The sequence below is a fragment of the Escherichia sp. WS3063 genome (genome assembly GCF_046486595.1).
GTDB classification, from domain to species: domain Bacteria; phylum Pseudomonadota; class Gammaproteobacteria; order Enterobacterales; family Enterobacteriaceae; genus Escherichia; species Escherichia coli.
In genome coordinates, this window is the sequence record NZ_JBJQKY010000016.1 from 56486 (window position 1) to 76801 (window position 20316).

Below are 20316 nucleotides of genomic sequence, written 5' to 3' on the forward strand. Positions count from 1 at the left end.
TGGATAACGACAATGCCTTTACGACGGTTCTCCCCAGGACTGAAAGCCCAGTTTGCCTTCGGCATGGTCTTTTTGTTCGTTCAGCCCGATGCCAGCGCTGCTGACATAAGTGCGCAGCAAATAGGTGGGGTGATTATTCCGCAGGCCTTCAGTCAGGCGCTCCAGGACGGCATGAGCGTCCCGCTCTATATTCATCTCGCCGGTAGCCAGGGTCGCCAGGACGATCAGCGAATCGGCAGCGCTTTTATCTGGTTGGATGATGGACAGCTACGCATCCGGAAAATACAGCTGGAAGAGAGTGAAGATAACGCCAGTGTCAGCGAACAAACTCGACAGCAGCTGATGGCTCTGGCGAACGCCCCGTTCAATGAGGCCCTTACCATCCCCCTGACTGACAACGCGCAGCTGGATCTCAGCTTGCGCCAACTGCTGCTGCAGCTGGTGGTCAAGCGCGAAGCGCTGGGCACTGTACTACGCTCACGTAGCGAAGACATCGGGCAGTCCAGTGTTAACACCCTCAGCAGTAATCTGAGCTATAACTTCGGCGTCTATAACAACCAGTTGCGTAACGGCGGGAGCAACACATCCAGCTATCTGTCGCTGAATAACGTTACTGCACTGCGCGAACATCATGTGGTGCTCGACGGCTCACTGTACGGGATTGGTAGCGGTCAACAGGACAGTGAATTATATAAAGCGATGTATGAACGCGATTTTGCTGGTCACCGATTTGCCGGTGGAATGCTCGACACCTGGAACTTGCAGTCCTTAGGGCCGATGACCGCCATTTCAGCAGGGAAGATTTACGGCCTTTCCTGGGGAAACCAGGCCAGCTCCACCATCTTCGACAGCAGCCAATCGGCCACGCCAGTGATCGCCTTTTTACCGGCGGCGGGCGAAGTACATCTCACCCGTGATGGGCGACTACTAAGCGTTCAGAACTTCACCATGGGCAATCATGAAGTGGATACCCGGGGTCTACCGTACGGTATTTACGATGTGGAAGTTGAGGTAATCGTTAACGGTCGCGTGATCAGCAAACGCACCCAGCGGGTCAATAAGCTGTTTAGCCGGGGGCGTGGTGTCGGTGCACCGCTGGCGTGGCAGATATGGGGCGGTAGCTTTCATATGGATCGCTGGTCGGAAAACGGGAAAAAGACGCGACCAGCCAAAGAGAGTTGGCTGGCAGGTGCCTCGACCTCCGGCTCACTGAGTACGTTTAGCTGGGCGGCAACGGGATATGGATACGATAATCAGGCGGTGGGTGAAACCCGTCTGACGCTGCCGCTTGGGGGGGCGATCAACGTTAACCTGCAAAACATGCTGGCCAGTGACAGCTCATGGAGCAACATCGCCAGCATCAGCGCCACTCTACCTGGAGGCTTCAGTTCGCTGTGGGTTAACCAGGAAAAAACCCGCATTGGCAATCAATTGCGACGTAGCGATGCCGACAACCGTGCAATCGGCGGCACACTCAACCTGAACTCACTGTGGTCGAAGCTGGGTACGTTCAGCATCAGCTACAATGATGACCGCCGCTACAACAGCCATTATTACACGGCAGATTACTATCAAAGTGTCTACAGCGGTACCTTTGGTTCGCTTGGCCTGCGGGCCGGTATTCAGCGCTATAACAACGGCGACAGCAGCGCCAATACAGGGAAATATATCGCTCTCGATCTCTCGCTACCACTGGGCAACTGGTTTAGCGCAGGGATGACCCATCAAAACGGCTACACCATGGCAAACCTGTCAGCACGCAAACAGTTTGATGAAGGAACCATTCGCACTGTTGGTGCCAATCTGTCACGAGCCATCTCCGGCGATACCGGTGATGACAAAACCCTCAGCGGTGGGGCGTATGCACAGTTCGACGCTCGTTACGCCAGCGGAACGCTGAACGTCAATAGCGCGGCGGACGGCTACATCAATACTAATTTGACCGCCAACGGCAGCGTCGGCTGGCAGGGTAAAAACATCGCTGCCAGCGGGCGGACCGATGGCAACGCTGGGGTGATATTCGACACTGGCCTGGAGAACGATGGTCAGATCAGCGCCAAAATCAACGGGCGGATTTTCCCGCTTAACGGCAAGCGTAACTATCTCCCGCTCTCTCCCTATGGAAGATATGAGGTGGAGTTGCAGAACAGCAAAAACTCACTCGACAGTTACGATATCGTCAGCGGTCGCAAAAGTCATCTGACTCTCTATCCAGGCAATGTCGCTGTCATTGAGCCAGAGGTGAAGCAGATGGTTACCGTCTCCGGTCGTATCCGTGCGGAAGACGGCACACTGCTGGCTAACGCACGGATTAACAACCATATCGGCCGAACCCGAACCGATGAAAACGGCGAGTTTGTCATGGACGTGGATAAGAAATACCCCACTATCGATTTTCGCTACAGTGGCAATAAAACCTGCGAAGTGGCACTGGAACTCAACCAGGCGCGCGGTGCCGTCTGGGTCGGTGATGTGGTCTGCAGCGGCCTCTCATCGTGGGCGGCGGTGACGCAGACAGGAGAAGAGAATGAGAGTTAACCTACTGATAGCGATGATAATCTTTGCGCTAATCTGGCCTGCAACCGCGCTCAGAGCGGCAGTGAGCAAAACAACCTGGGCGGATGCTCCGGCACGCGAGTTTGTGTTTGTCGAAAACAACTCAGACGACAACTTTTTCGTCACTCCTGGCGGGGCGCTGGATCCGCGCCTGACCGGTGCCAACCGCTGGACCGGTTTAAAATACAATGGTTCAGGAACCATCTATCAGCAAAGCCTCGGCTACATTGATAACGGTTACAACACCGGCCTTTATACCAACTGGAAGTTTGATATGTGGCTGGAAAATTCACCAGTTTCATCTCCTTTAACTGGCTTGCGCTGCATCAACTGGTACGCAGGGTGTAATATGACCACCAGTCTTATCCTGCCGCAAACCACCGACGCCAGTGGATTTTATGGCGCGACGGTGACCAGCGGCGGCGCGAAATGGATGCACGGCATGTTGTCAGACGCGTTTTACCAGTATCTGCAACAAATGCCCGTCGGCAGCAGCTTTACAATGACCATCAATGCCTGCCAGACCTCTGTGAACTATGACGCCAGCAGCGGCGCACGCTGTAAGGATCAGGCCTCCGGCAACTGGTATGTTCGCAACGTCACCCATACGAAAGCAGCAAATCTACGGTTGATAAATACCCACTCGCTGGCGGAAGTATTTATCAACAGCGACGGAGTACCGACTCTGGGCGAAGGGAACGCCGACTGCCGGACGCAAACCATCGGCAGCCGTTCAGGATTAAGTTGTAAGATGGTTAACTATACCCTGCAAACAAACGGACTCAGCAACACCTCAATCCATATATTCCCTGCGATCGCCAACTCGTCGTTAGCCTCGGCCGTCGGGGCGTACGATATGCAGTTCAGTCTGAATGGCAGTTCATGGAAACCGGTGAGCAATACCGCCTATTACTACACCTTCAACGAGATGAAGAGCGCAGACTCGATCTATGTTTTCTTCTCGAGCAATTTCTTTAAGCAGATGGTGAACCTCGGGATCAGCGATATCAATACCAAAGATCTGTTCAACTTTCGCTTTCAGAACACCACATCACCGGAGTCTGGCTGGTATGAATTTTCTACCTCCAACACGCTGATTATCAAACCCCGTGATTTCAGCATCAGTATTATCTCCGATGAATATACTCAGACACCGTCGCGGGAGGGATATGTTGGCAGCGGCGAGTCGGCACTCGATTTCGGCTATATCGTAACCACCAGCGGTAAAACAGCTGCTGACGAAGTGCTGATCAAGGTGACCGGACCCGCGCAGGTGATTGGCGGGCGCTCCTATTGTGTCTTCAGCTCCGATGACGGTAAGGCGAAAGTACCGTTCCCGGCGACGCTTTCCTTTATTACCCGCAACGGAGCTACAAAAACCTACGATGCCGGGTGCGATGATAGCTGGCGGGATATGACCGATGCGCTGTGGCTGACTACACCGTGGACTGATATCTCTGGCGAAGTGGGGCAGATGGATAAGACCACAGTCAAATTTTCGATTCCAATGGATAACGCCATTTCGCTGCGTACGGTAGATGATAACGGCTGGTTTGGCGAAGTCAGCGCTTCAGGAGAGATTCATGTTCAGGCGACGTGGCGTAACATTAACTAAGGCCCTGCTGACAGTGGTCTGTATGCTGGCGGCACCTTTGACACAGGCGATTTCGGTCGGCAATCTGACATTTTCGCTGCCGTCCGAGACTGACTTTGTCAGCAAACGTGTAGTGAATAACAACAAAAGCGCGCGGATATACCGTATTGCCATCAGTGCTATCGATAGCCCGGGCAGCAGTGAATTGCGCACTCGACCGGTGGATGGTGAACTGCTTTTCGCCCCCCGCCAGCTGGCGTTGCAGGCTGGTGAGAGCGAGTATTTTAAATTTTACTATCATGGTCCACAGGATAACCGCGAGCGCTACTACCGGGTCTCATTTCGCGAGGTCCCCACTCGCAACCAGACAAGACGTAGCCCAACCGGCGGCGAGGTCAGCACAGAGCCGGTGGTGGTGATGGATACCATTCTGGTAGTACGACCACGTCAGGTTCAGTTTAAATGGTCCTTCGACCAGGTGACAGGAACGGTAAGTAACACCGGCAACACGTGGTTTAAGCTACTGATTAAACCAGGATGTGATTCGACCGAAGAGGAAGGCGACGCCTGGTATCTACGTCCGGGAGACGTGGTTCATCAGCCTGAGTTACGTCAGCCGGGGAATCACTATCTGGTCTATAACGACAAATTCATTAAGATTAGCGATTCCTGTCCGGCTAAGCCCCCTTCGGCGGACTAAGACTTATCCATCAGACGAGGGAAGAATTCCACCTCAGAGACTCAAAAATCGTTTAAATGATGTGGAAGCGATCGTCAATGTCACCTGTAACGATGAGCTTTCTCATATGCACACCACAGTGTTCAGGAGACACGGAAAGGTACCAGGCGGCCTGCTAACGAGTGGTTTCTTCACGAATTAGGACGTAAAATCGGTAACGGCTGGAAATCATTCAATACTCACACTATCGAAAGTACACCAGCCAACCGCGATACGTCCCTGCATACGACGTACCGCAGTTCTCTTTACGATTTATAGCTGTACTGGTGAATTATGAGCAATCTGAATCCATGCATGACGTGTGGTGCCTGTTGTGCATTTTTCCGCGTCTCTTTTTACTGGGCCGAAGCCGACGATGCTGGCGGTACCATTCCCGCCAGGCTCACTGAACAAATATCCCCTTTTCACCGATGCATGAGCGGTACCAATCAGAAAAACCCCCGATGTATTGCCCTTGCAGGAACACCGGGCAAAAATGCCTGCTGCACGATATATAAAAATCGATCTTCCACGTGCAGAGAATTCGCCATGTCTGGTGAGAACGGAGTCGTCAATGAGGCTTGCAATCGTGCAAGAGCTAAATACGGGCTGACACCGTTATAAATATGCAATAATTAATTGCACTGCCCCGCCAGCTATAATCGCGGGGCTTCGTTTTTCAGGGATAACAAAACCCGAAACTTCTTCCATCTGCCAGCAACAATGCCTCTTCCTCTATAGTGTTCTCCGGATCTACAGCATCCTGAAGTAGCGCGATGTACTCACTGGCTATCTGCCATCAGAAAGTTAAAAACAATGTTTTTAACCTATAAAAATGGCGCTGTATTTGCGCCATTTTTATCATTCAATGCATTATCTGTTTGAGCCTAAAGGGATCTCAGGGTCTGGCTCATGAGTAATTCTGTTTCGTAAATCTCTGCGAATAATTTCAATGGACCAGAACCAGACTAAATGTCCAAAAATTTCAGAAACATTCTCATACCACGGGAGATCAAACAGAGGTGGCGTCAGTCCCATGAGAGGGAATGAAATCATATGAACAAAAAGTTGGGCTAAAGCACCTGCCAGTAAGCCCTGCCAGAGTTTAATTTTTGGAAATACTTCAGCGACCACACAATAACCGACAGCAAACACTATCGAAAAGATAATGTGCGTAACACCAACCCAGTTAAAGACATGCCCGGCAAAGGTATAAACAGCCGCATTGGGATCTGTCAGCCCCAGCCAGTCTCGAAGAAAAATATACGGAGGATTGAGAAAATTACGGGAGCAATCAATTTGCCCAGCAGCCCTGATTAATGATTCCGGACCACACGCTGCATTAAACATATCCACCGGGCTACGTGGCGGCAATGGAACTTCAGCCCCCCACTTCACAAATGCGGAAACAACGCCAGCAATCAGCCCAATGAATGCAGCAAGACCATAACGTCTGCGGTTCGGTGGAGTTTGTTCAAATATATTCATATTTACCCTGTTTGTTTAATTATGTTGTACACCTCTTCAGGAGTATTCATAAAACAAGACAAATGTAAAGAACTGTATTGTTTTGTATAACCACATGGTTACCTAATCGCCAATTAATATAAGCTCCATTATTTCTCCATATTTTTATGTTAGAAGTGACAAGGAGAAATGTAATGTTTCTCTCAGAGAATATAAATCATTCCTTTTGCCCACCTTAATGGTGGGCTTTTTTATGCAAAACCTGAACGTCCTGTGGTATTCCTCTGGCATAATGATTTTCGCGATTAACCAACAACCAGACCAGCAAAGACGCCACCACAAGCACAGCAACATCCTTCAGGCTTGCCACACCCCATACGTGCGGCTCAAAGCCGCCATGGCATATTAATCCGCTTGCCATTTTCGAACAGCTGATTGGTTTAGTCCGGTGTTTCCCTGCTTGCACTTAAAAATGAGCGGATGGGAAACTCTCGAAATGGTTCGTCGATATGCTCACCTTTCAGTCAGGCATTTCACCGCGCACGCGAGCAAAATCAAAGGCACAAGAGGAGAACGTAGTTTACTGAAATGTGAGGTAACTTATTGATTTAAATGGTGCCGATAATAGGAGTCGAACCTACGACCTTCGATTCCAATGACGTGTTTCACAAGTCATTGATTCTTCGAACCGTATGCGCTGCTCCTGAAAGGCAAAACTGACACAACTGATCACAGTTGCCCCTGAATATTAGATCGGGGGAAAGATGAAATACAAGCCTAATGCGTACCTTGTTAAAGAAAACTCTTCGGTGTACTCCGTCAAGGTCACTATTCCGCCTTATATGCGTTCCCTTTTTGGGAATCGAACAGCATTCATGCGTACAACTGGCACGGCAGATATCAGGGAAGCCCGAATCATTCGTGACAAAGTCATGCACGAATTTTTTGCTATCAGAGACCGACTCAAGCCAAAACCCCAACGTAACAGTGTCGATCGCGTCCTGGTGGAACTGCGCTCTATCAACCAGCATGTAAGCCAAAATAATGGGATAGACTTCGCCACGGCTCGTGTGTGTCCCTCCCTTGTTCAACTGCGGGATGAATTTATTGTCCAACACAGTGACAGGCGCAAGCTGTCTACCCTGAGCAAGTACATTAAGGCGGTGGAGGTCTTCACGGCTCATTTCCGGCGTAAGGATTTCCAGTTGCAGGAAATCAACAGGACTATGGTCACCGATTGGTTAGACAGCGCCAAGCAGGAGAAAGCCAGCCAGACACTGGCGAATTATCTTGGCTGTCTGTCCCAACTAGTGGCACAAGCCCAAAACCGCTATCACGACGCACCGAAAGCCAATGTATTCACGGGCCACAAACTGGACGTGCGCCATGATCGAGAAAGCTACGAACCCTTTAGCGGTGACGAACTGGCTAAGGTGTATGCGATGCTTGATGAAGAGATGAAAGCCGTTGCGATAGTGGGAATGTATAGCGGTATGCGCCTTAACGAAATCTGCTCTCTGCAAATCAGCAATATCAAAACCGTTGAGGGGGTATGGTGTTTCGATGTGACGGAGGGTAAGACACGCAATGCGGCTCGCCTGGTTCCAATTCATAGCCGATTGACGAAACTGATTAAAAACCTCATCCAGAACAACCACAACGGCTTTCTGTTCTACCATGCCAGCATCACCGAACGTGCAGACGGCAAGCGCTCAACGTGGCATACACAGCGATTTACACGGGCTAAACGTAAAGCGTTGGGTGAGAAAGGCACGGAGCGGAAGGTGTTTCATAGTCTGCGAGGAATGTTTATCAGCCAGCTTGATCGGCATGGTGTACCAGAAGACAGGATCGCCCTAATCGTGGGCCATGAGCGAGGCAAAACGGAGAGTTTCAGAACGTACAGCGCTGGCGCGGGGATGAGGGAGCTATCGGGGTATGTGGAGATGATCAGTTTTCAAGTAATGTGAAAAGATCGATGAACATTATGGGGTGGTCAGCCTCTTGATTTTCTTGCGTATCAAGAAGCTCCATCCCTTTTTTATAATAAAAATCCATGGCACTTCTCTTAGCATCGGTTATCAAGAACCTGCACCCAACCATAGGGCGAATATCATCCAATGACATTAATAAGGCGTATTCGAACAGCATTGAACCGATCCCGCCAGTCCGACACTTTGCATCCACAGCTAAACGGGCAATCTTGACGGCAGGTAAGTACTCATACGTATTTGCACGAACACAGTCCCCTAAGTCATATTCTTTAAGGTTAACTTGGCTGCAAGTCAGCGTTATATAACCTAATACTTTATGAGGGAATGTTTCGAGAGGCTCTTCTTTATCCTTCCGCATGTTGTCATCAACAACAACATAAGTTTGAGCTATACAACCATCTTGAAATAATAAAGCATCTTTCTGAAGAAAAGATTTAAGAGGTTGGAATTCTTCTGAACCACTGCTGAAACGTTTGTGGTTATGGAAATGATTTAGGGGAAGAATCTGAAGGTCAGGTTGTAACACATCATCCATTTTCGTTTAACAACCTGCCCTTAGTTTTTATTATGCTTTTTTTGCCATTTTTTGGCGGAGCTGACGAGCATTTTCTAAAGAACGCTTAGCCTTATCGTTAGGCTTAGCGTTGCTCATCTGCTTGAGCATTTGTTCAGCATCCTTACCAGTCAGGATGGTGCGACCAAACATACTACTTGTGATAGCCATTTTACCTCCTCGGTTAAAGATGGGTTTCCGACAATACCTGAACACATCGCAGGCAATAGTTTTATGTGAAGGTTACGCAATCTACATCAGGGTGTCAAGTAAATGCGCGAAAAACAAACACAATGATTCTTTTGACAACAAACAACAACATATTGAATATTAACAATTTTTATTCTTTCTTAACTTCAGCAGGGCTTCACTGATTGCCTTTTCAAGCCCGTATTGCTCAACGTTCATCATGAACGAGGAGCGCGGAACCTTCAGGAACCGACACACGGCGCTAACGTTCAGAAAATCTAAAACGCGCTCGTCTGCAACAGTCAGCAACGGGAAACCGTTATTCGTCTGAAATTGAATTTTCATACTAATCACCTCTTCTTTGCCTCGCCTTTTCAGGCAATTCTTCACGGTGGGGCCAAATAGTCAGCCCCAAAATCCGCTGTCTTACGCTGCGTCGTTCGTCAGTCGTGTAGTGAAATCCGGGCGGTACACAACAGGCAAGATAGAGCTTTCCGCGAATAGCTCAACGTTCTTAAACTTGTCTTGTACGCTCCAGATACGGAAATCAACCGGATCAGCAAATGCCAGATCAAGATTGCGGCTGGTAGCCGTTGCCACATAACCGAAGGGCAGAGCAATATCCGAAGACAGCGGTTTGCTAAAGCGTGGAACCAGGAAGGATTCATCCGGACCAATTCCGTATAGTGCCTGATCCGTGACCTCCACCACTCGAACATTTTCAATGATGAATGTTGAGAATGCCGGAAGCACTTCTTTATTAAACAGAACATCCCGATCAAGCACACCGAACTGAACATTCTGACGAACATCAGGGTGATACTTAATGCCGCGATAAACATTGCTACCTGCAAACAGGATAAATCCATCAAGCTGACCAGCCAGGCCCCCCATGCGCACTTTAGCAGCGGTTACTGCATCATCGAGGCTGCGAAGTGGGTCACCAGAGCTAACGCTGGTTTTGATTGTCCCGGTTGCCTGTTGGTATCCAAATTCATCTTCCCAGGAAATGATTGGCTGCTGGGTGTAGGTCGCTTCGACGGTATTACGAAAAAGCGCATCAGCAAAAATCCGCTCACGGGTACGCATGTACTTATCGTGCATTGCGACAGCAGAAGAAGTGACCGCATCCATTACAGACATTTGCAGGTCGGAACCTGGTTTGCGGTATGGTTGCACGTCTGCCGCTGTAATACGGTCCTGATAAGCATAAAGCGGAGCTTCGATAAGGTGATTGCTAGAGCTACGCTTAGGAATGCTGGACCACTCAGAGCCGTAACGATTAACAGAGCTTGCCACCTTCTGGGCTACTTCATCAATGATATCAAGGCTGACCTTTGGACTAGCCGAAGTCTGTCGATCATTGAAAACATTAAGCGTGGACAGCAAAGTGTTCTTTGCATCCATGTTAACAAAGGTATTGGTGTAATCCGCGTAGCTGAAATTGGTTGATAGTCCCATGTTGTCTTCTCCTTATTATTATTCTGCGTCCGGTGCGCTGGTACGGATTGCGCCCGTTTTGGTGAGTGCGGCAATAGCATTAGCGCCAGCGGTAGCGCCCATAACAGCGACGATGGTGTCTTGTTTGATGTAAATCCCGCGATCAGCAACGATGATATGAGCAGCATCTTCGGCCCTGTGGTGGCTCAGAACCAGCAGGCAGTCATCACCAGAGACATAAGCAGCCCCAGCGCTGGTAATGCAACTACCCGGCTGGACTTCTACAGCCAGATCGACGGTAATAGTCTTGCGGTCAAAATTCGGATCGATTGCATACGCGATCGCGTCATTGTAAGAACGTTCAGTTGTTCCCATTTTCATATTATTAACTCCCGTTAAATTTCACATAGCTATGTAAACAAAAGGCCAGCGCCTGCTTGAGCCGTAAACGGCAACAGGGCCAGCCTTTCGAATTGTTCCGATGAAAAAAGTGACCCGACGGAGAGTCGTCCGGAGTCAATTTCACTGGTAGGAATGAGAAGGTGATCAGCGCCATCCAAGAGGTAAGGAGCCTCAAACGCTGAACACCTGAGCCAGTTTGCATCATGGCTGATGACCGGAGGAGAGCCGGATTTAATGGCAAATCCAGACCAGAGGCCCAGACTTTGTACGCCCTAGGGCGAATCTTTTGTGATGTACCGCCCGTTGGCAAACGTCCAGTGAGAGGCTGGAAGCGACACATCACAAAAGAGGCTCCACGGTGTCACAGAGCCTGCTTTATAGAAGGGAATGACATTTGGCTGTTGTAATTCACCTTGTATATTATTTTAACACGAATGATTATTATTTACAATAAATTTCACGAAAAGTATTTGATTTGTCGCTAAATTTGATACATACGCATTGCGGTGTTGAGATAGGGGCGACGAATTCGCCACCCTCTGTTTCATCATTGAGCAATACCAAGGATCATGTTGTTCTGTGCCTGCTCATAGCTCCTCAGTTTTGTATCAATCAAACCGTTAATAGCGCCGTCATTCACGTTAATATCAAGCGGTGAGAGTTTAATCTCAGCTTCGCCAGTGACCGCAACAGGAATCGGCTGTCGCTGAACTATGCTATCAATTGTCGGAACCGTAAACGTTGGTTGCTGGGGTGTTTGATAGTTTAGACCTGGAACATTCAACGCTAGCGCTGGATCGTTATACGCTGTGCCTGAGCCGATATTGCTTGGTGCTGAACTATCTAGCCACGGGTAAATCTGCTTAAGCGTCTGACCGATGCTACGTGGATCAAAGCCGGTCTTTTCCTTAATCCAATCGGCAGCACCGTTTGCGGAATCATCCACAACGGTGTTGTAGACTGCATCCGGAAGTGTTGCACCCTCGTTAACACGTTGGCCCACCCGTCCGGCAAATAACAACATATCAGCAGTCACCTGGCCTACAGCCTTCCCCAAACTATCCATAATAGGAACGAGGCCAGCCATACCTTTGCTAAAGCTGGAAGTGTTCTTGCCAACCTCTCCCAACCCATCAGCAAAACCTGAGCTGAAAATATCACTCAACGAATCGTTGATCCTTGAATATTCAACAGAGAGAGCGCTTAGGCGGTTTAGCTGTTCCTGTTGTGCTTCGCTCAGGGCGTAACCATTCCGGGCGAGGTCATCCATACGTTTCTGAACAGCTTCACCACCATCAGCAAATGCCGGAAGGATCTTGCTTGCGTCGTTGATCGCTTCTGCAAAAGCGGCTGTTTCTTTATCCGTGAACTTAAAAGTCTTCTGCAATTGCTTGAGGTACACAAGGAAGAGATTAAAGTCGATACCCTGGAGTTCTTTAACAACGCGCTTTGCCGTGGCAACGTTGGATTTGCCTGCAATAGCGTTGATAAGGTCACCAAGTTCACCACCACCGGACAACGTTGATTGACCGTTTTTGTTGGTCTTCCATGTTCCGTTAGCCGTCAACTGGCCCACTTTGTCGTTATAGTCAGCAGAAAAATCAAGGGCTTTGTCTGGAGAAATATTAAAGCCGGTTTTGTTGGCGACAACATCGCGCACAGCTTCATATTCAAGACGTGAGATGCCTTGAGACTGTAAAGCCTTCATCTGTTGGTTGCGTTCAACACTGCCCTGTAGTGTCTGACCAACACGAGCAACCCCCATTGAGCCAATCAGGGAACCACCTGCAATTACACCAGTAGCAGCGAGGCCACCATAACCACGTTCGCTACGTTCACTGGTCAGACGTTGAGCATTGATGCGCCCTGCTCGCTTGGCTTTCGCTTTATCTTTAACAATCTGGCGGTTAATACGTGCCTGCCGCCTGGTTTCCAGAGTCGCTTTAGCAAGTTCATGGCGCATTTCTGCGATGGTGTAACGCTGCTCGGAGTATCCCTTGGTAGCCTCTTTGATTGCCTGCACAGCTTTCATCTTGTCAGCCAGGCTAGCGCCTTCGATATGACTGATAGTTAAACTGGCACGGCGCAGAGTATCGTATGCAGTGCTCTGGCGTTTAAGACTGGCCTCTTTCTCACGCTGGCGCTTTTCTTCTAAGGCCATAGCCCTTTTAGTGGCTGCAATGTCGGCAGCAACAGCGCCGTGACCACGGTTCATTGCGTCAGTCTGGCGGGAAACAAGACCAGGATCGTAATGTTGACCGCCCATGTTTGGGTTGTAGGTCATCGCTCGTGATCTGGCTGCGGCCTGCACTTTTGCAGAAATCGCTGCTAAACGGGCATTCTGCCGTGCTGCCTGCTCCTGCTGAGATAACTGGCGAGCCTGTAATGAGGTCATTTTATTGGCGTGGGCGATTGCGTCCCGCTCCATTTTGGCTTGTATCTGAGCTTGTTTCTGTTGCTGTTTTGACAATTGTTCAGCCTGGCGGAGCTTCGCTGTCTGAGCCTTAGCCGATGCTAGTGAAGCCTTGCCTTCCATCTGAGCGGTCCTCTTCTGGGCCTTCTCCAGCGCTTTAGCGGGCTTCTCGTGAGCAGCTTTGATGGATTTAACAGCCTTTAAGGCTTTGCCGTAACTTGTCTGATCGACATCCCAGACCACTCGGTTTGTTAGGGTGCTAACTATAATATTACCAGACATCACACCCCCTGATTGATATCGTAACCCAGACGCTCAAGCGCGGCGCGTTGTTCAGGTGTTAGCTCATCAAGACTTGCCTTCATCATGAGACTTACCGGACGCAGATTAGCGCTATAACCTTGGGCCTGGTGGCACAGAGCGATCCCTTTTTCCTTTATGGTCTTTGCTTTCGGGGCTGATTTGCTGGCTGTTGCAGTCGAAGCGGTCAGATATCCCTCGATGGCATCAGCCAACACCTGCTCGGCGCTTTTATTCAGATCTCCGCTCTCCGGTTCGGCAGCGGCCTGCATTGCGGCGAGAATATCGGCGCGGATGTCGTTTACGTTTTTCATTTTTATGGAGTCTCCAAAGTAGGATATTTGTCGCAAGGCGATGACGGGCAACGTCACTGCTTCGCAGCAAGAGGATCAGCCCATCATAGACGCAGCGATACGCCAGCCAGACAACGGGCAGGTAAGAAAAGATTGCTTCAAAGTTCATTGGCTCCCGATGTGGGATTATTTGGATTTACGCTTAGTGCGCTTCTTCTTCACTGTCGGCAACTTGCAGATATTCGCGAACACGTCTGGGTAGTAACCCAACATTTCAGCGTCAGTGATCCCGGCGTTATGCAGGTAATATCGAAGGCTTACGTATGACAGACCATCGCAACGCTTGCGGATCTGTTCCGGGTGCATCCGATGTGACCACATTTCACGGACAAATTCTGTCCGGGCTGTCGGTGTCATCATCGCCCAGGTCACCGCTTGTTTTTGACGTGCGAGCCGCCAGACTTCAGCAAACGGAAGATCTAGTGTATTTGCGACAATTTGCAGTGAAAACCCACGATTCAATAGCAAACGGGCTTTACGTTGTGTTTCCAAGTCGGATGGTTTGGACCGGGATTTATATGTCGGATTCTCCAAGACGGAGAAAAGGCGAGATAGCTTTTGTTCTTCATCTGCGGTCAGTACACCGCTTACGTGTTCACACAATTCATTCCTCCATCACATAAGAGCTACCGCAGCGTCAATTTCTTCCGGCGTTGGTTCGTGGCAAACATCTGGCTCAATAAAGGTTTCCTGCTCCTGATGGATTTCCTCGTGGTCGTCATCATCTGGGGCTACAAATTTAAAACTGGGTTTGGGTCTACAATTTCGCGGGAACTCAACGACATTTCTCCCATTTGAATCACTCAGTGATGGATCATCACTACCGGATAAATCAACATCGACAGGAATATCCACAGCAGGTATGCCGTCTGGTTTTCCAGCAGCAGGCGCGGCAGATCCCACCATGAAAGATTCCACATCACGTTTCTGCTCACTCTTACCGCTCTCTTCGGTTTTTGGCTGATGATTTTTTACGTTCCTACGTCCCTGAGATGCATAAAGGCGTTTAAGCGTCTCTTCATGGTCGTATGACGGCTTGCCGTTCAACAATTTCGGATAGCTGAAAATCAAGTTGTGTTCCTGGCTGACTACTGACCGCACCGTGTAAGAGTGGCTCTTCTGGCTCTCATCAATGATAAGTAGACCAAGTGCTTGAAGAACTTTCAGCCACTTGCCAAGAGTTTTTGGTGTGCATTTACATTTAGTCGCGATATCGCGCTGATCTTCGTAGAAACTCTTACCATCAGCCTGGTAGCTGTTGTATTGATCCACCATATAGGTATGGATCTTTGCAAGTTTATCCTCGACTTTGAAACATTCACCAGTGGACTTAATTGTGATTGCATCTGCATAGAAAAGGCGGCGATCTTCTTCAATCCATAGTTCTGGTTTATTTTGCGACGCTCTTTTGTTCATTATTATCTCCATTAATATTCCCCAAGGCGGGTAAAGGTTCACCGTTATCAAAAAGATGGGCGGCGATTTCTAGCACTTCGCGTGCAAGGTTTGGAACAGTTGTTCCCCGGCGCTTCGCTTCTTCTAAAAGTCCGGCGTATACGTGCTGTTGAATCTTCAAATTCATATCAAGTTCCCCCCGAATGCATAATAGTTATCGCTCCTGCTATCGCGGATGGCGATCAGGAGTAAGAAGCCGTGTTTGCGGCGATTTCGTTTGGTGGCGTTGCTGCCAACGGTGTAAAGCAGAGAATGGTTATTCGGTTGTGGTCAGTTCTGGAATGGGTTTTCCGGTAATGCCTTCGAGTTCACCGCCAGACTCAATCATCTTAAGCAGAAGGATCTGTTCATTCATCAAGCCGATGCCATGAGAAGCGTAATAGACACGCCAGGCAGAGAGTACTGGTTCAATGATTTCCATAACATCACGGCCTTTTGCCAACTCTGCTGAGTATGGTTTAAGAATATCCCGGATGATTTTTGCGTCTTTCGCTTGCTGACGCAGGCGTTTAATGATGTTCAGTGCTTCGCGAGTAGCTGGATAGAGCTTATCGGCCTTCTTGGCACCGCCCATACGAGTGCGGAAGGCGTGCAGATTTTGAGCTGTGGTAATTTTTGCATCGATTGCAGCGACAATCTCTGAGGCAGTGGCGTTCGAGAAATCGAACAGAACAGGTTTCCCCATGCATCTCTCCTATTTAAGTTATTGTTTATTCATAAAATCATCTCAGTTGATAATATATAGTTTATTATAAATTAGTTTCTTTGTCAACCGATTTCTCACTTAAAGAATAAAGAAATGGAAGTGTTTTATGTCAATACCCCGCAACTTTATACATATACCTTTTCTTTGTCAATCCCTTTATCACAAAACGCTCTCAGACGCTTAAGATTCAACGCCCTAAGCGAAGCGGTACAAATACCAGCAACAGGAGAAAGACGCTCTGAACGCGACAGGGAGCGTTACAGGACCGCTGTGCCTCATGGCATCGCCACAGAATCAGAGGGCCGTTATCGCCTTGCGAGATTGAGGGGGGACCGCCGCCCCTCCAAGGGGGGAGTTACGTCGCGTTTAAAGCTCCTCTGCGCCGTGCTCGATCCACATTTGACTGACGCGCCTCGCGGCTTGTCTTCCACACATATCTGAAGTGGCAGAGCCATTCAGAGCAGAGCGATACAGAAGCATCACTCCTTAACACCAACTAGTGAACACCAGTTCACCCTGCCTTTGACCTTAAGGTTTTAAAGATCTTAATGGTTTTTATTTGATCTTAATATATTGATCTTATTGGTGCGTAACCGTTACTGATGACCCATCTGTAACCATTACCGATGAAAACTTCTTTTCATATGTATTCGTTACCGATGACTTCTGACTGGTACTTCCTGCCGTAACTGAGTAACCTCGTTCAATCAGTGAACAAAAGGAAACATTATGGAATTCGTCCAAGGCAAAGACAGCTTTAACGAGATGGCAACTGGAATCCTGGTGAAACTGTTTGCGGACTATCCGGCTTACTCATCTTTCGATTTTTCAGACTTCGGCTGGAAGCCCAGAGGAGACAGAACTCAGATTGACCTGCTGTGCAACACACTCCAGGCTCTCAGCGATATGGGTTACACGGAGATAATCTCTTCAACCGACATGGACACCGCCGCCAAGTTAACACCTCGTGGTTTGAATTTACTTCAACAGCAGGCACCTGGTGCAGGCGATGCAGTTATTAACATTCTCAAAGGAGCAGCAGGTGAGACCCGCTCTGCGGTAATCGGTGCCATCATCGGTTGGATTTTCGGCGGGAAATAATAGAGCTTTAATACCTGTTAATTGATAGAAAATCCTGTCTGTTGTCACTGGCTCGCCTGTGGGATGTAGTGATTGTTATGTCGTGATCTACACAACGAAGCCGCGCCAGTGCTGGGTGCGTTAAATATGTTGGTGGATATGAGGCTAAACACAACCACCTATCTGAACCATTTTTCCATAAAAAATAAAACATCATACAAAAAACCAAAACCACCCCCCTCTGGAGGCTCCTCTATCGCGCTATGGGAAGTCGTGGATCATGGCGTTGTCAGTTCACGATTGTGTGGAGATAACGCCGTAGAGCAGCGCTGAGAGCGTATGCTGGGCTATTGATGTGGCTGTTTACATTGTTGTGGGAAATGGTACGAAACAGTGGCGGCCTGGCTCGGTGAATATCACCAGGTGATGGCAGACCTTCAACCCGTTGTGGTAACGTCGCCGTAGTAGCTCTTTTTCTGCTGGCAAATAGGAAATTGTACTTTCAGCAGGTTTGACACGCTGGCAGCTTCAAAGGCCTGAAACCTGAAATTGTCTGATGACCAGGCAAACTCATCCAAAATCCTTGAACAAGAGAACTCACCTCGAATCCTCCTGAATGCTTTCCTTCTGTTGGTGAAATCGCTGTTGTGTACCCCGCTTCGCATCAACGCTCCGAAAAGCAATACCTGACCATTCCAGTCAAGTACATGCAAGATACAATATGTTAAATGACTGTACAATTAGTGAACAGAGGCACTTCAAAACATCAAGTTATCTCCCTTGCCTCAGCCCAAAGCAGCATTGTGTAACTGCACTGCTTGTTGCAGTGAGGCGTGTCGCTGAAGGCATCACGTAGCGATATTTGGCGAAGAAAAGCGCTTTTCACCGAGGGTCTGGGCTGACGGTCTAGCAGATCACCAACAGAGCCGGGGATATTTTCAACAGGAGAATGTAAACTTGGAGGATAAAGAGCCGGGACACCTACAGGGCAGGTTGTGGAAATGAAGAAAATTTTACTATTTGTTGTGGCACTGCTGCCGCTGGCGGCTCATGCAGGAAAAATCACCATGAGCAACCCCGACGAACAAGAGTTACAGGGCGGAAAACGGCTTTGCACTTACGAAAGCAACATTTATCTGTTCACGCTGGTGACGCGCTCACAGTCCTGCCCTCACTCCAAGACGTTTGAGGCATCAGAGAACGAAAAATAGTTACTTACTTTACTTCATATTGGATCAAATTTAATCGTAATGGTGACAGTGATATGCTAAAAAATAAATGGATAAAGAATTTTTTGTTTTTCATTGCATTGCTACTTATAGGCGCTGGTGTAATTGTAACTCTGACAATAGGAGCAACTGAAGGGACTGTTGTCATTGTAACAGGCTTCGGGTTGATGGTGCTTACTCAATTTGAATGGCATGAAATAAAGCTCTTAGGCATGGAGGCAAAATTAAGAGATACTATTAACGATGCTGAAAAAGTTTTAGAGAGTTTAAGAAAAGTTTCCTTACCTATTTCTGAAGTAGCTATTTCATTAGCCTCCAGAACCGGACGCCTAGATACAGCAACATCAAACAAAGATCTTTATAAATTAGTATCTTCAATTTCGAGTGAACTTGAACAAATAGGGGTTAAGAAAGATGAATTAACCGCAATCAAACACGATTGGTTTTACTTTACTACTTTTGACATGTGCTCGTTACTCTCAAAGACAATAATAACAATTCTTCGGGGTCATCATGAAGAAGCTAGCCAAATCTATCATCAGTGGGTTGGAAATAAACCTATTACCGATACAGAAAAACAGCTTGAACTTCTAACACCCGTTCGGGATGCAAGTGCTGAAATTGAAGAATTTCGTAATGCCTTCTGGAAAAAACCCTATAAAGATATCCCTGCTATTCTCAAGAAGTTAATAGATGATAGTAAAGTCCTTACAATGAATGAAAAACAAAAATTCTGGGAAGAAAATGAAGAAGTCTGGAAAGATATTCTGTTTTTTATTGAGAATAAGGAGTTTAGAAGGCCAGAAATTTGGTTTTCTGAATAAGCTAAAGGGGCTTAAGCCCCTCATTTTAAGTTTTAGGTTTATCTCTGTTTTCAATACCCTTCAACGCCCTTTCAGGCATACTATTGAACATCTCTTCAACCTCTTTGGGTCTGGTAATCTGCTCAGTGACAATAATGTTCAGCAGCTTAAAGAGACCATGTGCCAACTGCGGGTCATCATCAAGGCTAATTTCTCCGGGATGGACCGCCTGATTGCCGACAATACGGCAGATGTCTGCTGCCTGCTGGATACGTACAGGTAGTCCTTTCTGAACGAGTGACCGGATGTCAGCGTTAATGTTATTCCCCGGTTCGCCTAAGTGGACCATTAACTTCTGAAGGCATAGACGAAGTAGTGCAGCGGCCCCTTTAGGAGACAGATTAATGATGCTTCTGGCTTCCATGTAGTCGGACTTACAGTCATCGGGCATATCTGGATTTGGGAGTTCAACATTGCCAGTCGCAGGGATCAACATGTTGCCCTGATACCAAAAAGCGTCTTCATCACAATGAGCGCACGATGACATTCGGAACTCAGATCCTCTTGAAGGGAGCGCATTTGAAGAGCCATACATCCTACGCCAGAATTGTCGGGCATAAACACCACAGTGAGGACAGTTAAAAGCCTCTGCTTCAAACACCGCTGGATAATACTCAGCCATTCACATCAGTCCCTTAAAAATCCCATTAATGTTGTAATGATACTGCCCTCAAGCAATACGAGTAAACCGCTCAACACTTAAATTATCTTTAGTTTATTTCCTTGCAACTATCTAATTTAAGTCAATAGAAGCCATAAAGCCCCGTTAGTGGTACAAGCAACAAGCGGAGCGTAGCGACATCATCAGATTGTCAGATGGATCACACCTTATCAGGGTGCTCGTGTACCGTCAGGAGCGTGAGCGAAGCGCTGGCAGAGCCTGCATATCGTGTGCAGGTACGTTTACCACTATTCACCTGTTTACGCAGCCACAAGGCCGCACATCGGGCTTAAATGCGTATGATCAATCTGTTTCGGGAGGATTTAGAGACGTTGGCAGCGTC

Annotated in this window: 22 protein-coding genes and 1 pseudogene; 9 read left to right on the forward strand and 14 right to left on the reverse strand. The window is 48.2% G+C overall.

Annotation, left to right across the window (positions count from 1 at the left end; genetic code table 11):
- The first annotated feature begins 12 nt into the window (after positions 1–12).
- The 4 genes from ecpC (at position 13) to ACJHYW_RS15970 (ending at position 5492) form a co-directional block, all read left to right on the forward strand.
- Complete coding sequence (gene ecpC / locus ACJHYW_RS15955; RefSeq protein WP_061092847.1) at positions 13–2538, forward strand: fimbrial usher EcpC; 2526 nt, start codon at positions 13–15, stop codon at positions 2536–2538.
- Positions 2528–4171 carry a fimbrial adhesin EcpD gene (ecpD, locus tag ACJHYW_RS15960; RefSeq protein ID WP_001265646.1) on the forward strand — a complete coding sequence of 548 codons (1644 nt, stop codon included), beginning with the start codon at positions 2528–2530 and terminating at the stop codon, positions 4169–4171. The genes ecpC and ecpD overlap by 11 nt, the downstream gene beginning before the upstream one ends.
- Positions 4140–4850, forward strand: a complete 711-nt coding sequence (gene ecpE, locus ACJHYW_RS15965; RefSeq protein WP_001361803.1) for a fimbrial chaperone EcpE — start codon at positions 4140–4142, stop codon at positions 4848–4850. The genes ecpD and ecpE overlap by 32 nt, the downstream gene beginning before the upstream one ends.
- A gap of 312 nt (positions 4851–5162) precedes the next feature.
- Positions 5163–5492, forward strand: coding sequence for a YkgJ family cysteine cluster protein (locus tag ACJHYW_RS15970; RefSeq protein WP_001303809.1), 330 nt, complete (start codon positions 5163–5165; stop codon positions 5490–5492).
- A 249-nt stretch (positions 5493–5741) separates the two neighbouring features.
- Here the strand turns inward: ACJHYW_RS15970 and ACJHYW_RS15975 are convergent, their stop codons facing one another.
- A complete protein-coding gene (locus ACJHYW_RS15975) occupies positions 5742–6356 on the reverse strand; it encodes a YagU family protein (RefSeq protein ID WP_001019920.1) in 615 nt (204 codons plus the stop codon).
- A 214-nt stretch (positions 6357–6570) separates the two neighbouring features.
- Positions 6571–6756 (reverse strand): hypothetical protein, encoded by a 186-nt coding sequence (locus ACJHYW_RS15980; protein ID WP_061092846.1) that lies wholly within the window; start codon positions 6754–6756, stop codon positions 6571–6573.
- A 23-nt stretch (positions 6757–6779) separates the two neighbouring features.
- Between ACJHYW_RS15980 and ACJHYW_RS15985 the strand changes: the two are divergent.
- Positions 6780–6891: pseudogene (locus tag ACJHYW_RS15985) on the forward strand (integrase); the annotation flags it as partial.
- A 208-nt stretch (positions 6892–7099) separates the two neighbouring features.
- On the forward strand, positions 7100–8305 hold the full coding sequence (locus tag ACJHYW_RS15990) for a site-specific integrase (RefSeq protein WP_061092844.1): 1206 nt from the start codon (positions 7100–7102) through the stop codon (positions 8303–8305).
- On the opposite strand, the gene ACJHYW_RS15995 is transcribed toward ACJHYW_RS15990, so the two are convergent.
- From ACJHYW_RS15995 to ACJHYW_RS16045, 11 genes are all read right to left on the reverse strand, one after another.
- A complete protein-coding gene (locus ACJHYW_RS15995; RefSeq protein ID WP_061092843.1) occupies positions 8286–8864 on the reverse strand; it encodes a GNAT family N-acetyltransferase in 579 nt (192 codons plus the stop codon). The genes ACJHYW_RS15990 and ACJHYW_RS15995 overlap by 20 nt on opposite strands.
- Before the next feature lie 30 nt (positions 8865–8894).
- Positions 8895–9053 carry a hypothetical protein gene (locus ACJHYW_RS16000; protein ID WP_163444586.1) on the reverse strand — a complete coding sequence of 53 codons (159 nt, stop codon included), beginning with the start codon at positions 9051–9053 and terminating at the stop codon, positions 8895–8897.
- A 159-nt stretch (positions 9054–9212) separates the two neighbouring features.
- The gene (locus ACJHYW_RS16005) at positions 9213–9416 is read right to left on the reverse strand and encodes a hypothetical protein (protein WP_061092842.1); all 204 of its coding nucleotides are present in this window, start codon (positions 9414–9416) and stop codon (positions 9213–9215) included.
- A gap of 81 nt (positions 9417–9497) precedes the next feature.
- Positions 9498–10532 carry a major capsid protein gene (locus ACJHYW_RS16010; RefSeq protein WP_061092841.1) on the reverse strand — a complete coding sequence of 345 codons (1035 nt, stop codon included), beginning with the start codon at positions 10530–10532 and terminating at the stop codon, positions 9498–9500.
- A gap of 18 nt (positions 10533–10550) precedes the next feature.
- Positions 10551–10892 carry a hypothetical protein gene (locus ACJHYW_RS16015; RefSeq protein ID WP_061092840.1) on the reverse strand — a complete coding sequence of 114 codons (342 nt, stop codon included), beginning with the start codon at positions 10890–10892 and terminating at the stop codon, positions 10551–10553.
- A gap of 568 nt (positions 10893–11460) precedes the next feature.
- Positions 11461–13608 carry a hypothetical protein gene (locus ACJHYW_RS16020; protein WP_061092839.1) on the reverse strand — a complete coding sequence of 716 codons (2148 nt, stop codon included), beginning with the start codon at positions 13606–13608 and terminating at the stop codon, positions 11461–11463.
- Positions 13608–13940, reverse strand: coding sequence for a hypothetical protein (locus tag ACJHYW_RS16025; protein WP_061092838.1), 333 nt, complete (start codon positions 13938–13940; stop codon positions 13608–13610). Before ACJHYW_RS16025 ends, ACJHYW_RS16020 begins: the two co-directional genes overlap by 1 nt.
- Positions 13941–14105: 165 nt before the next feature.
- Positions 14106–14471 carry a hypothetical protein gene (locus tag ACJHYW_RS16030; protein ID WP_124053570.1) on the reverse strand — a complete coding sequence of 122 codons (366 nt, stop codon included), beginning with the start codon at positions 14469–14471 and terminating at the stop codon, positions 14106–14108.
- A gap of 123 nt (positions 14472–14594) precedes the next feature.
- The gene (locus ACJHYW_RS16035; RefSeq protein ID WP_061092837.1) at positions 14595–15395 is read right to left on the reverse strand and encodes a DUF6945 domain-containing protein; all 801 of its coding nucleotides are present in this window, start codon (positions 15393–15395) and stop codon (positions 14595–14597) included.
- The gene (locus ACJHYW_RS16040; RefSeq protein ID WP_047719264.1) at positions 15370–15561 is read right to left on the reverse strand and encodes a hypothetical protein; all 192 of its coding nucleotides are present in this window, start codon (positions 15559–15561) and stop codon (positions 15370–15372) included. The genes ACJHYW_RS16035 and ACJHYW_RS16040 overlap by 26 nt, the downstream gene beginning before the upstream one ends.
- A 129-nt stretch (positions 15562–15690) precedes the next feature.
- Positions 15691–16119 carry a hypothetical protein gene (locus tag ACJHYW_RS16045; protein ID WP_023300778.1) on the reverse strand — a complete coding sequence of 143 codons (429 nt, stop codon included), beginning with the start codon at positions 16117–16119 and terminating at the stop codon, positions 15691–15693.
- A gap of 750 nt (positions 16120–16869) precedes the next feature.
- On the opposite strand from ACJHYW_RS16045, the gene ACJHYW_RS16050 reads away from it, so the two are divergent.
- The 3 genes from ACJHYW_RS16050 (at position 16870) to ACJHYW_RS16060 (ending at position 19273) form a co-directional block, all read left to right on the forward strand.
- Positions 16870–17241, forward strand: coding sequence for a hypothetical protein (locus tag ACJHYW_RS16050; protein ID WP_061092836.1), 372 nt, complete (start codon positions 16870–16872; stop codon positions 17239–17241).
- A gap of 980 nt (positions 17242–18221) precedes the next feature.
- Positions 18222–18431, forward strand: a complete 210-nt coding sequence (locus ACJHYW_RS16055) for a hypothetical protein (protein WP_061092835.1) — start codon at positions 18222–18224, stop codon at positions 18429–18431.
- A gap of 53 nt (positions 18432–18484) precedes the next feature.
- Positions 18485–19273: a hypothetical protein gene (locus ACJHYW_RS16060; RefSeq protein WP_061092834.1), complete on the forward strand. Its 789-nt coding sequence runs from the start codon at positions 18485–18487 to the stop codon at positions 19271–19273.
- A 25-nt stretch (positions 19274–19298) separates the two neighbouring features.
- On the opposite strand, the gene ACJHYW_RS16065 is transcribed toward ACJHYW_RS16060, so the two are convergent.
- A complete protein-coding gene (locus ACJHYW_RS16065; protein ID WP_061092833.1) occupies positions 19299–19934 on the reverse strand; it encodes a DUF4145 domain-containing protein in 636 nt (211 codons plus the stop codon).
- Positions 19935–20316: the final 382 nt, after the last annotated feature.

What these genes read in the sequence shown, in the direction of transcription:
- ACJHYW_RS16010 (WP_061092841.1), bottom strand. Translation starts at nt 10,532, where the DNA reads ATGGGACTATCAACCAATTTCAGCTACGCGGATTACACCAATACCTTT.
- ACJHYW_RS16060 (WP_061092834.1), top strand. Translation starts at nt 18,485, where the DNA reads ATGCTAAAAAATAAATGGATAAAGAATTTTTTGTTTTTCATTGCATTG.
- ACJHYW_RS16015 (WP_061092840.1), bottom strand. Translation starts at nt 10,892, where the DNA reads ATGAAAATGGGAACAACTGAACGTTCTTACAATGACGCGATCGCGTAT.
- ACJHYW_RS16040 (WP_047719264.1), bottom strand. Translation starts at nt 15,561, where the DNA reads ATGAATTTGAAGATTCAACAGCACGTATACGCCGGACTTTTAGAAGAA.
- ACJHYW_RS15990 (WP_061092844.1), top strand. Translation starts at nt 7,100, where the DNA reads ATGAAATACAAGCCTAATGCGTACCTTGTTAAAGAAAACTCTTCGGTG.
- ACJHYW_RS16065 (WP_061092833.1), bottom strand. Translation starts at nt 19,934, where the DNA reads ATGGCTGAGTATTATCCAGCGGTGTTTGAAGCAGAGGCTTTTAACTGT.
- ACJHYW_RS15970 (WP_001303809.1), top strand. Translation starts at nt 5,163, where the DNA reads ATGAGCAATCTGAATCCATGCATGACGTGTGGTGCCTGTTGTGCATTT.
- ACJHYW_RS16005 (WP_061092842.1), bottom strand. Translation starts at nt 9,416, where the DNA reads ATGAAAATTCAATTTCAGACGAATAACGGTTTCCCGTTGCTGACTGTT.
- ACJHYW_RS16035 (WP_061092837.1), bottom strand. Translation starts at nt 15,395, where the DNA reads ATGAACAAAAGAGCGTCGCAAAATAAACCAGAACTATGGATTGAAGAA.
- ecpC (WP_061092847.1), top strand. Translation starts at nt 13, where the DNA reads ATGCCTTTACGACGGTTCTCCCCAGGACTGAAAGCCCAGTTTGCCTTC.
- ecpD (WP_001265646.1), top strand. Translation starts at nt 2,528, where the DNA reads ATGAGAGTTAACCTACTGATAGCGATGATAATCTTTGCGCTAATCTGG.
- ACJHYW_RS16050 (WP_061092836.1), top strand. Translation starts at nt 16,870, where the DNA reads ATGGAATTCGTCCAAGGCAAAGACAGCTTTAACGAGATGGCAACTGGA.
- ACJHYW_RS15975 (WP_001019920.1), bottom strand. Translation starts at nt 6,356, where the DNA reads ATGAATATATTTGAACAAACTCCACCGAACCGCAGACGTTATGGTCTT.
- ACJHYW_RS15995 (WP_061092843.1), bottom strand. Translation starts at nt 8,864, where the DNA reads ATGGATGATGTGTTACAACCTGACCTTCAGATTCTTCCCCTAAATCAT.
- ACJHYW_RS16055 (WP_061092835.1), top strand. Translation starts at nt 18,222, where the DNA reads ATGAAGAAAATTTTACTATTTGTTGTGGCACTGCTGCCGCTGGCGGCT.
- ACJHYW_RS15980 (WP_061092846.1), bottom strand. Translation starts at nt 6,756, where the DNA reads ATGGCAAGCGGATTAATATGCCATGGCGGCTTTGAGCCGCACGTATGG.
- ACJHYW_RS16045 (WP_023300778.1), bottom strand. Translation starts at nt 16,119, where the DNA reads ATGGGGAAACCTGTTCTGTTCGATTTCTCGAACGCCACTGCCTCAGAG.
- ACJHYW_RS16000 (WP_163444586.1), bottom strand. Translation starts at nt 9,053, where the DNA reads ATGGCTATCACAAGTAGTATGTTTGGTCGCACCATCCTGACTGGTAAG.
- ACJHYW_RS16025 (WP_061092838.1), bottom strand. Translation starts at nt 13,940, where the DNA reads ATGAAAAACGTAAACGACATCCGCGCCGATATTCTCGCCGCAATGCAG.
- ecpE (WP_001361803.1), top strand. Translation starts at nt 4,140, where the DNA reads ATGTTCAGGCGACGTGGCGTAACATTAACTAAGGCCCTGCTGACAGTG.
- ACJHYW_RS16020 (WP_061092839.1), bottom strand. Translation starts at nt 13,608, where the DNA reads ATGTCTGGTAATATTATAGTTAGCACCCTAACAAACCGAGTGGTCTGG.